Annotated in this window: 13 protein-coding genes and 1 riboswitch; of the genes, 12 read left to right on the top strand and 1 reads right to left on the bottom strand. The window is 49.1% G+C overall.

The window, feature by feature from the left end:
- Position 1: 1 nt before the first annotated feature.
- The 4 genes from alr (at position 2) to ABGU93_RS03235 (ending at position 3,740) form a co-directional block, all read left to right on the top strand.
- On the top strand, positions 2-1,189 hold the full coding sequence (gene alr / locus ABGU93_RS03250; protein WP_347412077.1) for an alanine racemase: 1,188 nt from the start codon (positions 2-4) through the stop codon (positions 1,187-1,189).
- A 13-nt stretch (positions 1,190-1,202) separates the two neighbouring features.
- Positions 1,203-2,012, top strand: coding sequence for a transketolase (locus ABGU93_RS03245; RefSeq protein WP_347412076.1), 810 nt, complete (start codon positions 1,203-1,205; stop codon positions 2,010-2,012).
- 2 nt (positions 2,013-2,014) lie between these two features.
- Entirely contained in the window at positions 2,015-2,953 is a 939-nt protein-coding gene (locus ABGU93_RS03240) for a transketolase family protein (RefSeq protein WP_347412075.1), read from the top strand.
- Positions 2,954-3,140: 187 nt separating this feature from the next.
- Positions 3,141-3,740, top strand: a complete 600-nt coding sequence (locus ABGU93_RS03235; protein ID WP_347412074.1) for a nitroreductase family protein — start codon at positions 3,141-3,143, stop codon at positions 3,738-3,740.
- Positions 3,741-3,793: 53 nt separating this feature from the next.
- Here the strand turns inward: ABGU93_RS03235 and ABGU93_RS03230 are convergent, their stop codons facing one another.
- On the bottom strand, positions 3,794-5,356 hold the full coding sequence (locus tag ABGU93_RS03230; protein ID WP_347412073.1) for a DUF2284 domain-containing protein: 1,563 nt from the start codon (positions 5,354-5,356) through the stop codon (positions 3,794-3,796).
- Between the two features lie 189 nt (positions 5,357-5,545).
- Positions 5,546-5,717, top strand: a riboswitch (cobalamin riboswitch).
- Positions 5,718-5,808: 91 nt separating this feature from the next.
- Between ABGU93_RS03230 and ABGU93_RS03225 the strand changes: the two genes are divergently transcribed.
- The 8 genes from ABGU93_RS03225 (at position 5,809) to ABGU93_RS03190 (ending at position 14,878) form a co-directional block, all read left to right on the top strand.
- Entirely contained in the window at positions 5,809-7,320 is a 1,512-nt protein-coding gene (locus tag ABGU93_RS03225; protein WP_347412072.1) for an ATP-binding cassette domain-containing protein, read from the top strand.
- Complete coding sequence (locus ABGU93_RS03220; RefSeq protein ID WP_347412071.1) at positions 7,321-8,052, top strand: energy-coupling factor transporter transmembrane component T; 732 nt, start codon at positions 7,321-7,323, stop codon at positions 8,050-8,052.
- 54 nt (positions 8,053-8,106) lie between these two features.
- The gene (locus ABGU93_RS03215) at positions 8,107-8,664 is read left to right on the top strand and encodes a hypothetical protein (protein WP_035355423.1); all 558 of its coding nucleotides are present in this window, start codon (positions 8,107-8,109) and stop codon (positions 8,662-8,664) included.
- A 127-nt stretch (positions 8,665-8,791) separates the two neighbouring features.
- Positions 8,792-10,153, top strand: coding sequence for a UbiD family decarboxylase (locus ABGU93_RS03210; RefSeq protein ID WP_347412070.1), 1,362 nt, complete (start codon positions 8,792-8,794; stop codon positions 10,151-10,153).
- Positions 10,154-10,167: 14 nt separating this feature from the next.
- Positions 10,168-12,243 (top strand): hydantoinase/oxoprolinase family protein, encoded by a 2,076-nt coding sequence (locus tag ABGU93_RS03205; RefSeq protein ID WP_347412069.1) that lies wholly within the window; start codon positions 10,168-10,170, stop codon positions 12,241-12,243.
- Positions 12,227-13,954: a hydantoinase B/oxoprolinase family protein gene (locus ABGU93_RS03200; protein WP_347412068.1), complete on the top strand. Its 1,728-nt coding sequence runs from the start codon at positions 12,227-12,229 to the stop codon at positions 13,952-13,954. Before ABGU93_RS03205 ends, ABGU93_RS03200 begins: the two co-directional genes overlap by 17 nt.
- Positions 13,954-14,523 (top strand): UbiX family flavin prenyltransferase, encoded by a 570-nt coding sequence (locus ABGU93_RS03195; protein ID WP_347412067.1) that lies wholly within the window; start codon positions 13,954-13,956, stop codon positions 14,521-14,523. Before ABGU93_RS03200 ends, ABGU93_RS03195 begins: the two co-directional genes overlap by 1 nt.
- Entirely contained in the window at positions 14,516-14,878 is a 363-nt protein-coding gene (locus ABGU93_RS03190) for a hypothetical protein (protein ID WP_347412066.1), read from the top strand. Before ABGU93_RS03195 ends, ABGU93_RS03190 begins: the two co-directional genes overlap by 8 nt.
- Positions 14,879-15,104 lie beyond the last annotated feature (226 nt).

Raw genomic sequence — 15,104 nt, 5'->3', positions numbered from 1 at the left:
CATGAAAGAATTGGCACTCCGCCCGACCTGGGCAGAAATAGACCTGGATGCCCTGACCAGCAATTATGAAGAAATTCGCCGCATTGTCGGGCCCGACGTTAAAGTTCTGGGGGTTGTCAAAGCTGATGCCTACGGACATGGTAGTCTGGAATGCGCCCGAACTCTTTGTGATGCCGGGGTGGATATGCTGGCAGTGGCTTTTATTGATGAAGCCATTGCTCTGCGGCAGGGCGGCATCACCGAACAGATCTTACTGCTGGGTTATACCGCCAAAGAGCATATCCCTGATCTGATCCGCTGGGACGTGATCCCCGGGGTCTATCAGCTGGATTTTGCCCAGGCTTTGTCAGCGCACTGTCGGGAAATCGGCATTCGTCATCCCATTCATATCAAAATTGATACCGGCATGGGGCGAATCGGGATTGGCTGGCGGGAGGCGGCAAAAGAGATTGAAGTGATGAACCAATTAGAGGGCATTGAACTTCAGGGCCTGTTTACGCATTTTTCAACCGCTGACGCCGCCGATAAGACGCATACCCAGGAGCAGATCCGCCGCTATCAACAGGTTCTTACGGAACTGGCCGAAAAGAACATTCATATTCCCATCAAGCATATGGCCAACAGTGCCGGAATCTTTGATGTGGAGGGGGTTCATTTTGATATGGTGCGGCCGGGGATTATTCTTTATGGGCTTTATCCCTCGGCAGAAGTGGATCGCTCAAAAATCGGTTTAAAGCCGGTAATGACCCTGAAATCAACCATTGTTCACCTGAAAACCCTCCATCCCGGCGAGACGGTGAGCTACGGCAACCGTTTTGTCGCCAAAGATGATCGGATCATTGGCACCTTGCCGATTGGCTATGCCGATGGCTACACCCGGATGCTAAACGGTTTGGCCAGGGTCTTTATTTCCGGCCAGTTGGTACCGGTGGTCGGCAGCATCTGCATGGATCAGTGCATGATCGATTTGACCGAGGTGGAAGCGGTTTCCCTTTATGACGAGGTGGAACTTTTTGGCAACAACATTTCAGCTGATGTGCTGGCCGACGCCTTGGGAACCATTAATTATGAAATTACCTGTATGGTGAACAAACGGGTACCCCGGGTGTTCATTAGAGACGGGGTACCCCAGTCCATCAGACGTGACATTTTAGATCGACAGATAAACACGAACAGTGATATTTATTAAAGAGGAGAATTAAATGGCATTTTTAGAAGAAACCGTTAGGGGAATTCGCAAAGATATTGTAAAGATGATTGGTCAAGCAGCTTCAGGGCATCCCGGAGGGTCATTGTCTTCTGCAGAAATTTTGACCCTGCTTTATTTTGAACAAATGAATGTGGATGAAAAAAATCCCCGCAAAGAAGATCGGGATCGTTTTGTCTTGTCAAAAGGACATGCTGCTCCGGTGCTTTATGCAACTTTGGCAGCAAAAGGCTTTTTCCCCAGAGCTGAGCTGGAAAACCTCAGACAACTGGGCTCGATGCTCCAGGGACATCCAGATATGAACAAGGTGCCCGGGGTTGATATGTCAACCGGTTCTTTGGGACAGGGAATTTCGGTAGCCGCCGGGATGGCATTGGCCGGAAAAATGGACAACAAGTCTCATAAGATCTATGCCCTGCTGGGTGACGGCGAATTACAGGAAGGTCTGGTTTGGGAAGCCGCCATGGCCGCCAGCCATTACCAGCTTAATAATCTGATTGCCTTTGTGGATAACAATAATCTTCAGATTGACGGTGCCATCTGTGAGGTTATGTCACCATTCCCCATCGATGCCAAGTTTGAAGCCTTTGGTTGGAATGTCATTACCGTCGAAGACGGACATGATTTTGATGAATTGCGCACGGCTGTGGAAGCGGCCAAAAAATCAGAGGATAAACCAACCGTGATCATTTGTCAAACGGTTAAGGGTAAATGTGTTTCATTTATGGAAAACAATGCGGGATGGCATGGAAAAGGGCCAAATGCAGAAGAAGTGAAACAAGCATTGGCAGAATTGGAGGCATAATCATGGCAGATAAAAAATCAACTCGACAAGCATACGGCGAATATTTGGTGAAACTGGGGGAAAAAAACCAGAATCTGGTGGTTCTGGATGCGGATCTCTCAGGAGCAACCAAAACCAATATTTTTAAAAATGCCTGCCCCGAGCGGCATTTCAATGTCGGGATTGCCGAAGCAAACCTGATGGGCATGGCTGCTGGTCTGGCAACCGCAGGAAAAATTCCGTTTGCCAGCACCTTTGCCATTTTTGGCGCCGGGCGCGCCTATGAAATTATCCGTAACAGCATTTGCTATCCGAAATTGAATGTAAAAATCGCCTTAACTCATTCCGGTATTTCGGTTGGTGAAGATGGTGGTTCACACCAGTCCATCGAAGATATTGCGTTGATGCGGGTTATTCCCAACATGACGGTTTTATCACCGGCAGATGCCATTGAAACAGAAAAAATGATGGATGCCGCGATGGCAATTGACGGGCCGGTTTACATTCGTCTGGGCCGCAGTGATGTGCCGGTTCTATTTGATAATGACTACAAATTTGAGGTCGGAAAAGCCGGTTTATTACAAAACGGCAGTGACGTGACACTGATTGCCACGGGCCTGATGGTGGGACCAGCGTTGGAAGCGGCAGAGCTCTTGAAAGCGGATGGTGTTTCGGCCCGAGTATTAAACATGGGCTCCATTAAACCCATCGATGTGGATGCTATTAAAGATGCGGCCATTAATACCGGTGCCATCGTTACGGCTGAAGAGCACAGCATCATCGGCGGTCTGGGCAGTGCCGTGGCCGAAGTATTATGTGATGTTGCGCCAGTACCGCTGGAACGGGTTGGCGTCAAGGATCTGTTTGGCCAATCCGGCAAGGTTGCGCCACTGATGGAAAAATACGGTTTAACCGCCAACGATATCGTGGCAGCGGCCAAAAAAGCGATCGCCCGAAAATAGCGACAAAGAATAATAAGATAAATTGCTTGGTAAAAAACAGGGTCTTCAGGACTCTGTTTTTTTTACAAATTTGGAGAAGAACAAAGTAACGTCATTTTTATAACCAGTGGCTATTGATAATTAGCGAATAATCTGGTTTAATGGAAGCAAACGATTAAACATTAGAATATTAAAGGAGACTAACCAAATGGCAAAAGGTTATAAAGAGGCAATGGAAGATCGTCGTTCGATCTATGGCATATGCGATGAAAGCCCGATTTCTGCGGAAGAAATACTTGAAATTGTTGATCATTCAACTAAACATGTACCTTCAGCTTTTAACAGTCAAAGTCAACGCGTTGCGGTTTTATTTGGAGAACGACATCTGGAGTTCTGGGGAATTGTCATGGAGACCCTCAGAAAAATCATTCTGGCCGACGATTTTAGAGCAACTGAAAAGAAGATCAACGGTTTTGCCGCTGGTTGTGGCACGCTGTTGTTTTATGATGATACGTCCGTCACCAAAGGTCTGATGGATCGATTTATGCCATACAAGGAAAGTTTTCCAATCTGGGCTGAGCAGTCCAACGGGATGCTACAGTTTGCAATATGGTCCCAACTGGAAGCAGAAGGGCTGGGAGCCACCATTCAGCATTACAACCCAATTATTGATAAGGAAGTCAAGAATGCCTTTAATATCCCCTCGGCCTGGCGCTTAATTGCCCAGATGCCTTTTGGAGCCCCAACCGAGGAACCGATTCAAAAAGAGTTTGTGCCAATTGAAAAACGGGTCATTGTCATCGAATAGACAAGAAATCAAAACCATGGGTTATCCATGGTTTTTTTTGATCGGAAAGGCGCTTATTCAAGCAGCAATAAGCCATAATACTTAATAAATTCGTCTTTGGTTGCCAGGGTTTTGAGGGTTTCGCCATTATTGCGCACGGTTGAGAAGACATCAATACCGGAGCCTTCCATGGAGGGACGACGATTTTTAGTATTGAGACAAGGTTTCTCCAAATCACAGCTGGGACAGATATGACAGGGCCCGGCCCAGAAGGCAAAAGCCTTATGAAAACCACCGGTAAAGGCCAACCGTTCAGCCTCAAGGATTTTCCGTTGAAATTCCCCGGTTCCCGGGGTTCCTTTAATCAAAAAGGCCCGGGAGTAGCTGGCAAGCAACCGACCGGTTTCCTCAAAGGGGATCTCATTGGCCTGACAATGTTTGAGATTGGCCGATGAGCAGCCAAAGGCGCATTTATTTTTGGCAAATTCGGTTACGACGACCGAATCAGTTGTGATCTCGATGACATCGTCAAAGCCGATGTTAAGGATCGGATGTTTTAAGCGTTGCAGGGCAGTAAGTGATAGCGCATCGATAAAGTCGGGTAATTTTCCAGAAAAAATAACGGCGGTATCGGTTTCCAGCGGAATCAGTGCCGTGGTGCTGAGACCGGCGGCCGCTAAGCGCGGGATGATTTCTTTGCCGGAACAGACCTGGCCGCCAAAATGAATCATCCGATTGATCCCGGATAGTCTGGCCAGCAGGGTGGCATGCTCATCAAAGGCATCGTGAAGCATCAGGATGCCAGTGGGTTTGAGCATCGGCAAATAGCTCGACAGTTGATCCTCAAGAAGCTGATTGTCATCAGTGACAAACAGGCCGGTGAGAATAATCAGAGTATAGTCATTGTCGGGATTTTCGGCAGCTGTTTTCAGATCCGTTTTTGTCGCCGGGTTAATCCGTGCGACATCATTTATCGATGCCACCGACGGTGAGAAGGCACTTTCATCGGCTAAGAGAGTCACCGAAATATCGGGAAAGGTTTCAACAAAAGATTGTGCCATTGTTTCCGCACCAGGACCAATAATCAGGATTTTTCCCGCTAAGTCGGTGAAAAAACCCACACACTCAAGGGCTTTTATGCGAGTCAGTTGATTGACCGCCTTATTTTTCAGGGCGGTCATTTCTGGATTGGTAGCCGGATCTGATTGTTCGCTTAGACAAATGGATTTGTTTGCCATCAGCGCAGACTTCAAATGATGCCACTGGAGCGCCTGGGTTTCGCGGAAGCGAATGGCATCCCCCAGATAATCCGGGCTGGATGAGAGCAGATAGCGTTTGGTCAGGCTGGTATTGCTGTAGTTTTCCTCAAAGCAAAAAAGCAGCCCCAGGCTTTCCAGTAGGGCCAGAAAGGGCGAGAGCGCAGCGGCCGCAGTTCCGAGCTTTTGGGAAAGCCGGTCAGCCGAAGCACCATCCATTCCAAAGGTCTCCAGGGTTTCAAAAAGATCCAGGTCCAGCGCTGTGAATAAGGCCTCGGATACCCAGTTAGCGGAGGATATATTTTCCAGATACTGGCCGCCATGGGTATGGGGGTCGTAGCTGTTTAATGAGAAATGATTGTTGTTTTCTGAATTTTTCATCTTGTACTTCCTATTCTTTATAATTAAAACAGTCAAAGTGTCATGCAGGGTTTATAATAAATCGTTCAATTAATTATAGAGTCTAAAATTGATTATTGAAAGCAAAATTTATTTCTAATGATCAATTAACCGGCATTTGGGATATTATAGTTGACAAATGTCAACAAATTCGTTATGATAATGTCAATAAAATATTAAAAGATTTATGGTGCCTTGTAAAAGGAGAATAGGGAATCAGGTGAGAATCCTGAACGAACCCATCACTGTAATGGTTTTGTTTTTGCACATGCCACTGGAAACGGGAAGGCGCAAAAACAGATAAACCAGAGTCAGGAGACCTGCCATTAAATTATAATAGTATGAAACGACGGTAAAGTTTCGGCTATCCTTAGGATTACCCTATCGATAGCTGAAACCTTACCGTTTTTTTTATAGAATCACGAGGCCATTCCATGAAACCGATCATCCAACTGGACATTAAAGCGCTGACCTTTCCCGACGAAAGGGAACCGGCACTTAAAAACATCAAACTGAATATCAATGAGGGCGAATTCATTGCCATTACCGGCGGCGCGGCTGCGGGGAAATCAGTGCTGCTTCACGCGATTACCTCAGCGGCACCGAAGTTTTATCCTTGTACGCTGGACGGGACGGTGAAGGTAGCCGATCAGGATGTGTCAAGCATTCCACTCTGCCAAATGGCCGACTATCTGGGGTATATGATGCAGGAGCCGCAAAACCAGATGGTCAATCGACGGGTTACTGATGAGCTGGCGTTTGGGGTGGCTAATCTTAATCTGACCGGGGACGAAATCGAGCGCCGGGTCAATGAGATCATGGACTTTCTCGGGATTTGGACGTTCTCAGACCGGATGACGGATGCCCTATCCGGCGGGCAGGCCCAGAAGGTCGTGCTGGGGAGTATCCTGGCGATGAAAACCCCGATCCTGCTGCTGGATCAACCCACTGCTGAACTGGATCCCAAAACCAGTTCGGAACTGTATCGGCATCTGGGGCAGTTGAACCGGGAGAAAAAAGTCACGACCCTGGTCGTCATGGATAAATCCGGCGCGGTTTTAAAAGACGCCGATCGGGTGCTGGTAATGGAAGCCGGTACGGTCAAAGATTTTTTACCGGTTGCCGAATATCAGCAAAAATATGGTAATGAAAAAAAGTACCAACGACCCCTACCGTTCATGGTTGATGAAAGGTCCGACGTGATTAAATTAAGCGGTGCCTCACATCGCTATAAAGGCGGGATAACCGGCTGCCAGCCGCTGGATTTCAGTCTCAAAAAGGGCGATTTCACGGCGGTCATCGGGCAGAATGGTTCGGGCAAATCGACCATGCTCAAGCTCATTGAAGGATTGGTTAAACCAAGCTCGGGCGCAGTGGAACTATTTGGAACCGCGGTGACTAAGAAAAATGTCGGCGAACTGCGGCGCCGGATCGGCTTTCTGTTTCAGAATCCCGATGATCAGATCTTTTGCAGTTCGGTTAAAGATGAGATCAGCTTTGTTCTGAAAAATAAAAATAGCAGTAAAGATCGTAATAAGAAGCTCAGTCTGCAAGAACAAGAGCAAAAGATTCAGGAAACCCTGGCCCTGATCGGACTGGATGGTCTGGAGGAAATGCATCCTCAGCGCTTGAGTCGGGGACAGCGCCAATTGCTGGCACTGGGTTCGGTAGTCATTAATGACCCCGAACTGATCATAGCTGATGAACCGACCTCCGGCTTAAACGGTGCCCAGAGTCAAGTGGTGATGGAAAAACTGGCCCGGCTCAGCGCTCAGGGTGTTACCATCTTGTTGGTGACCCACGATTTGGCAGAGGCCAGAGAATTTGCCAATCGGATTGTGGTGATGCACAACCATCAACTGGCTCTGGAATTTAAAGCTGAAAAAATGGACGATTATCTTAAAGATTTAGTTCGACTGGAACTGATAGAAGGAGGCGATTTTTAAATGTTTAAACTGAATGAACTGGATCCACGGCTCAAACTGAGCTGGTGTCTGTTTCTGGTTTTGACCGCCCTGGTGTCGCGAAGTATGATCCTCAATGGCATTTTACTGGGGGTGATCCTCATCAGTGAACTGCTCTCGGAGAAATCTTTAAAAGCTTTTAAAATGCTGTCAGTGGTCCTGCTGATTATCGGCACCCAGGTATTGATTATCAATCTGATCTTTGGAAGAGAAGGGGAGCTGCTTTATTCCTGGGGAATTCTACAGATTTACAGCGGATTTATCGCCACCTCAGTCCTGGCTTTTCTAAGAATTGGCATCATCTCATTTTCGGCCTATCAGTTCGGGGTTCATACCGATCCCATGGATATGGCGCAGATGCTCATTTACTGGCGGATTCCCTATCGCTATGCGATGCTGGTGCCAATGGTAGCCCGGTTTTTTCCGGTGATGCTTGGTGAATACCAGTCCATTTGTGATAGCCAGTCAGCCCGGGGGGTGCCCAATGATACCGTGGTTGAGAAAATCCGGAACCTGCCGGCCTCAATTTTACCGCTGATGTATCGGGCCATGCGGATTTCCAATGATGCGGCGCTATCGGTCGAACTCAGAGGCTACGGCCGCCATGCAACCCGAAATTTTCAGAAAAAAATCAATCTCCATCCATTGGAAGGCATGACCATTGTCTGCCTGATGATCGGGTTTGGTGGGGTCTTGATTAAAACTATTTTGTAACAGTTGAAAAACTGTGTAAATAAAAAATAATCTATACAAAAAAAGGAGCATAAAATGCAAAACGAACAAGCAATTGGGAAAAGAAGTATTTTTAAAACTGACACCAAATCTTTAATTGGTGCCGTCGTCATGGGGATCGTCTTTGTTATCGCCTGCCAGATTACCGGTCAGATCGATAACATGCTGCCCTGGGGAAAAATGGGAATGTTACTGATTAATGGAACGGTCTGGGCATTCTTTACCGGGATTCTGACCCTGCTTTATAAACAGCCCGGCGGACTGATTGCCGCCGAAGTAGAAGCCTTGATTTCAATCATGTATACGCCCCTTTGGCCAACCTTTATCTTTGCCAACGGCATTGCGTCCATCTGGGTATCCTTCGTGGCTGTAAAATGTGACATGACCAAATGGTCGCATCACATTCTGGCTCAGGGTGGCGTTTGTGTTTTAGGAAATGCCATTGTGGGAGTGGGTCTGGTTTTCATTCTTGGTCTGCCGGTAGGTGTTGCGGCGGTATCCAGCCTGATAACCATCGCTGTAACCTGGCCATTGGCGACACTGGCTCAAAAGAAAGTTTATGATGCATTAATGAAATCAGGTATGGTAAAATAAGTCTAAAAGTCTAAAACGAAATAAAGAAAAATCAAGTGCTTTGGTATCTGTTTAATGAAAACAGGTGCCAAAGCAATTTGTAGTTTTACAAGTAGTTTATTCAATCACAATTAAGGAGAATTCGAATATGAGTCAGGATTTACGTGTGTTTTTAGAACAATTGGATAAAGATGGGGAAATCTGCCATGTGACGGAACCCGTTAAGCGGGAATATGAAATCAGCACCTTAATGATGGAGCTGGAAAAACAGCGGAAATACCCGGTGATGTGGTTTGATCAGGTAGAAGGCGGCGACATTCCGGTGGTAACCAATATTCTCGGCACCAAGGGTCGGTTTGCCAAAGCGATGGGCGTTAAAACCGAAGACCTGTCGTTTGAGTTTGCTGAGCGGATTAAAAATCGCTTTGATGATGTTAAGGTGGTGGAAAATCCACCCTGTAATGCTCATTTGATTACTGGCGATGACGTTGATTTAACCAAGCTGCCGATCATTACCCATTTTCCCATTGATGCCGGCCCATATATTACCTCCGGCCTGACGGTGGCCAAAGATCCGGAAACTGGCTGTGAAACGCTAGGTTTTCATCGGCTGCAACTGAAAGGAAAAAATAAGCTGGGGATTTCTTTCCATTCCCGTCAGCGGATGTGGGAATTTTTCAGAAAGAGTGAGGAACGGGGCGAGAACATGAAAGCCGCCATCTGTATCGGCGTTCATCCCAATATTGCTTTGGGATCGCAAGCCTCTGTTCCCTATCATCTGGGAAAATACGGTGCCATCGGCGGATTATTCGGGGAACCCCTGGAAGTATCACCCTGTGCAACTATGGACCTGAATGTGCCGACATATGCCGAAATTGTCCTGGAAGGGGAAGTCCTCTGCAATGTCAGAGAACCGGAAGGACCTTTTGCCGAATACACCAATTACGCCTGCTTCCGCAGCACCGAAAATGTCTTCCAGGTCAATGCCATCCGTTACCGGGAAAAACCGATTTTCCACGATTTGACACCGGCCATGAGCAGCGAGCACATCACCATCGTGTCGATCCAGCGGGAAGGGGATATCACCAAGTTTTTAAAACAGAATCTGCCCAACATCAAGGCCGTACATTCGCCCTTATCCTCCTGCGGCATTTTCCACTGTTATGTATCGATGAAGAAAACTGCCGAAGGTCAGGCGCAACAGGTTATTTTAACCGCTCTGGGCATGGATCATCACATTAAAATGGTGATTGTCGTGGATGAGGATGTGGATGTCTTCAACGAACAGGAAGTGCTATGGGCCATGGCCACCCGGCTTCAGGCTGACAAGGGTGTGATGATCTTCCCAAATATGATGGGCGAAACCCTGGATCCCTCCACCGGTGATGATGGTCTTACGGCCAAAATGGGCATCGACGCCACCAAACCCCTCAGCGGTTACTCACCAAAAATCGACATCGACGAAAATGTTATTAACGATATCAAGCGATTGTTTAAATACGTAAAATAAAAGAAGGATAAAAGATGATAAAAATTGCGATTGACACCGGCGGTACCTTTACCGATTATACATCGGTGGGCTGTTTTGGGGATCAGGCTGAACAGCGGATAGCTTTGAAAAACCCCACCAATCATGATCACCCGGCCCAGGGTATTCTGGCCGGACTTAAAGAATTGGCAGTGGTTTGGGGAACCGATCTGGAAACCCTATTGGCTCAGACTGAGAAAATATCCTTGGGGACGACTCTGGCCCTCAATGCCCTGCTGGAGAAAAAAGGCGTTAAAACGGCCCTGTTTACTACGGAAGGATTTCGGGATGCCCTGGAAATTCGCCGGGCGCAGCTGGCCAATCAATGGGATCTGGCGATTGAAAACCCGATGGTGCTGGTGCCGCGACGGCTGCGACTGGGGATTGAACAGCGGATGGATTATCAGGGTCAGATCATCAAACCCCTTAATGAAGCCGCGGTTCGGGCCGCCTGTCAGAAATGTCGGGAAGCGGAGGTCAAAGCTATCGCTGTTTGTTATCTGTTTTCATTTCTCAATCCAGACCATGAAAAGCGGACGGCGGAGATTATCCGGGAAGAACTTCCCGATGTGTTTGTTTCCTTATCATCTGAAGTCGCCCCCCGGATCCGGGAATACGAGCGGACGACGACCACGGTGATCAACGCCTATTGTACCCCGGTGCTGGCCGATTATCTGAAGAACGTCAAAAAAGAACTGGCCGTTTTTGGCTGGGATAAGCCGGTGCATATTATGAAAAACAGCGGCGGTCTCAGCGATTCGCAAGCTCTGGAGAACTTTGGGGTTAAGACCCTGTTATCCGGTCCCGCCGGCGGCGCTGTCGGCAATTTATCCTTAGGCAAATACCTGGGCCGAACCCACACGGTATTGGCAGACATGGGCGGAACCAGCTTTGACCTCCATGTGGTCAGTGGCGGTGTCAATCAATTGGTGCCCCAAACCGAACTGGATGGCTATCCCTTAAGCATTCCGATGATCGATATTCGCTCCATCGGTGCCGGCGGCGGCAGTATTGCCCATGTGGAAGCTGGCGGACGGGTGCTGATTGGCCCGGACTCCGCCGGTTCGATTCCCGGCCCGGCCTGCTATAATCAGGGCGGCGAGCAACCGACGGTTACCGATGCCCTGCTGGTATTAGGACTGATCAACGGCGACAATTTCCTCGGTGGCAAGCTGCCGCTATCGATGGATCAGGCCATTAAGACAATAAAAGAAAAGGTGGCCGATCCCTTAAATCTTTCGGTGCAGGATGCTGCCCGGATCATTTACAGCATCACTGCCGAAATGATGGCCGATGCCATGCGGTTGGTGACCACCCAAAAAGGGAATGATCCGCGAATTTACAGTCTCATCAGTGCCGGTGGTGCTTTTGGCCTGTTTGCAGCCAGGATTATGGAATCCCTGCAGATGCCGGAAGCCCTGATTCCAGTGCAGGGGCCGGTCTTCTGTTCCTGGGGAATGCTGGGAGCGGCCTGCCGTTATGACATTAACCAGAGTATTCTGATGGAAAAAAGACAATGGGACGCAGAACGGCTGAATACGATGGTTGCGGCTATGAAGGCCGAAGGGTCGGCGCAGTTGGAACGGCTGGGGGTGGCGAAAAATCGCCAGCACTTTGATCTGATGCTGGAAATGCGCTATGTCAGCCAGCACCACGAGATCTCGGTACCCTGGACGCTGGGCGAATTTAGTCCCGAAAGTGTTAAGGACGTGGAGCAAGCCTTCTACCAAACCCATGAAGCAATTTATGAATATGCCGAAGACAAAGATTGGGAAATTATCGATCTGCATCTGGCATGTTCCGAACTCGATCAGGAGAATATTCTATTCCCGACTTCCAAAGAAGTAAACAATGTGACAACCAAAACGGTTGCCGGTGAAGTTTTTAACTGCCAGGGCGAGATTGATGTCCCAGTTTATCGGGATGGCGATTTTAAAGAATCGATTTCTGGGCCGGCGCTGATTGATTTTGCCTATACGACTTTGATCGTTCCCAACGGCTTTTATTGTATTCAGGAGGATGAAGGCATCTTCGCGCTCAGAAAGGAGGCGACCCATGAATCAGCGAACTGACGATATTATTAACCGCACCGTCATTATGAACCGGCTCGACAGCATCACCAGTGAAATGGGGATCGCCCTGGAGCGTTCGGCCCATTCCCCGATTTTTGCTGAAGCCTGTGATTTTGCCTGCTGTATCTGCGATGAGGACGGGGAACTGGTCTCCCAACTAAGCGGTATTCCAATCCTGGCCACTGCCGGGTCTTTCAGTGTTAAAGCGGTGCTGCGGAAATTCGGCGGAGCCATCGCCGACGGTGATGTTTTTATCATCAACGATCCCTATGACGGCGGCAATCATCTGCCGGATATTGGCATCATTACCCCGGTATTTTATCAGGACGAGCTGTTGTTCTTCTGTGTCAGCCGGGCTCATCACGGCGACATCGGCGGTTCCACCGCCGGCAGTTACAACCCCAAGGCGACGGAGATTTTCCAGGAAGGGCTGCGGATTCCACCGACCCGGCTGATGAAAAACAACGAAATGATTACCGACGTGCTGGAACTGATTCGCCTGAATACCCGAAATCCGGAGATGCTCACCAGCGACTTTCTGGCCCAGATCGGTTCCAACCGGCTGGCGGCTCGACGGATCAAAGAGATGTTAAGCACCTATTCGGTGGCCACCGTTAAGAAAGCGGTGACAGAGTCATTGATTCAGACCGAAACGCTGACCCGTCAGCGGATTGCTGCCACGCCAGACGGCACCTACACCGCCGTCGATTATATTGATGATGACGGTTTTCAAACCGAACCGGTCAAAATCGCCGTGGCGGTGACCATCACCGGTGACCGGATGCTGGTCGATTTTACTGGCACCGACGCCCAGGTCAAAGGCTTTATCAACACCTCGGTGGTGACGGCCACCTGCGCTTCTGGTATCGCGGCCTTATGGTTTCTGGGCAAAGACATTCCCCGGAACAGCGGTGCCTTCCGCTGCATTGAGGTCAATCTGCCCGAGGGCTCGCTGGTCAATCCCCGGCTCCCGGCGCCAATGACGCTGTGTACCCTGACCCCGGCCAGCGAAATCATCGGAACGATTTTTAAAGCCCTGGATCAGGCCCAGTCAGGCCGGGTATCGGCCGGCTACCATCGTTATCTGGGACCATCTTTTTATGGGGTCGATCCCCGGAATGACCGTTACTATGTCGGCTTTTCCTTCTGTTCGCTGGGTAGCGGCGGGGCCATGGCTGGCCATGACGGTAAACCCTATATGGCGACCTTATCGAATTTTGGCGGGGTCAAGGCCCCGAATATTGAGTCTAACGAAGTGCAGTACCCCCATATTACCCTGCATCATGAGATGGATAATGACACCGCCGGCGCCGGCGAATATCGGGGTGGCTGCGGCATGAAATATGCTTTTGAGATCACTGCTGAAAAGGGCGATGTGGTCAATTTTGGCGACGGCATTAAATTTGCCCCCTACGGACTCCGGGGCGGTCATCAGGGCAGCCTGAACCGCAGCGTTTTTGTTCATGACGGTGAGGAAATCATCATGGAAAGCAAGGAAGCCCCCCGCCATGCAGTGAAAGGTGATCGGATTTATCTGAACACCAGCAGCGGCGGCGGTTGGGGCGAACCCATGAAACGGGCCCCGCAAAAAGTTTATGATGACGTGTTGGATGAGATTATTTCCAAAGAAACCGCCGAAGCAGTTTACGGGGTCATCATCAACGAAACTGGTATCGATTTTGAAAAGACAGAAAAACGGAGAAACAACTGATGAAAATTGCAGTGGGAATTACCGGCGCATCCGGGGTTGTTTATGGCATCCGGCTGCTGGAAGCCTTAAAAGCGACTGAACACCATGTCTCACTTGTCTTAAGTGAATGGGGCAGCAAAACCATTGGCCTGGAAACCAGTTACACTGAAGACTACGTGCTGTCACTGGCCGACCAGGTCTACGACAGCCGGGATATGGCAGCGGCTGTATCCAGCGGTTCCTATGGCATCGACGCTACCGTCATTGCACCCTGCAGCATGAAAACCCTGGCTGGTATCGCCAATGGCTTCAGCGATAACCTGATTGTCCGGATTAGCGATGTGGCCTTAAAAGAACGGAAACCGCTGATTCTGATGGTCCGGGAAACGCCGCTGACCCTGATTCATCTGCGCAATATGACTGCCGTTACCGAAGCTGGCGGGATTATTCTGCCGCCGATGCCGGGCTTTTACCACAAACCCCAATCTATCGATGATGTGATTAACCAGAGCGTCGGTAAGGTCTTTGATATGCTCAAGATCCCCCACAGTCTGTTTACCCGCTGGGGTCATGAGGACGGTCATGAGTGAGCGTGTCAAACTGATTCAGGGCACCGGGCCAACGGCGCTTCATTATGAGATCATCCCCGTCGGTAATGATTGGCTGATTCTCTTAACCGGCGGCGATGCCCATATCGGCTGCACTGCCATTGGCGATGATGGCCGGCTAAGCAGCTACACGCCCCAGTCTCATAAGGATGATGCCCTGGCGATACCGCTGGCTAAAAAGGTATCCGAAACGTTTCATTGTGTCTGCACCGTGGTGGCCGGATTCCATCTGGACGATATTACCCGGGAAGAAATTGCTGAGGTTATTGCTAATGCGGATATAGGGATGGTTCAAGTTTTAAAAACCATTAAAGAAAAGATGAATCAGAAAGAATGACAAAAAACAGGGTGTCGAACCCTGTTTTTTATTTGGCGGTGTAGCCCGGCGTGGGCACAATTTAACGGGTGAGAGTATCGAACACATATAGCTAGTGCCATGTGCACGACTTAAGGGAAGGGTGTCACTGACGACGGGGAATCTAAAGGAAGCCGTTGGCAAAATCCCGGTCTGACGAACAGAAATCACATCAGATATTTTTAGCTGGGTAAGGTTACTATACAAA

Origin of the sequence: Acetobacterium sp., assembly GCF_039830195.1 — a bacterium.
Lineage (GTDB): Bacteria > Bacillota > Clostridia > Eubacteriales > Eubacteriaceae > Acetobacterium.
This window is presented reverse-complemented; position numbering and strand designations above follow the sequence as displayed.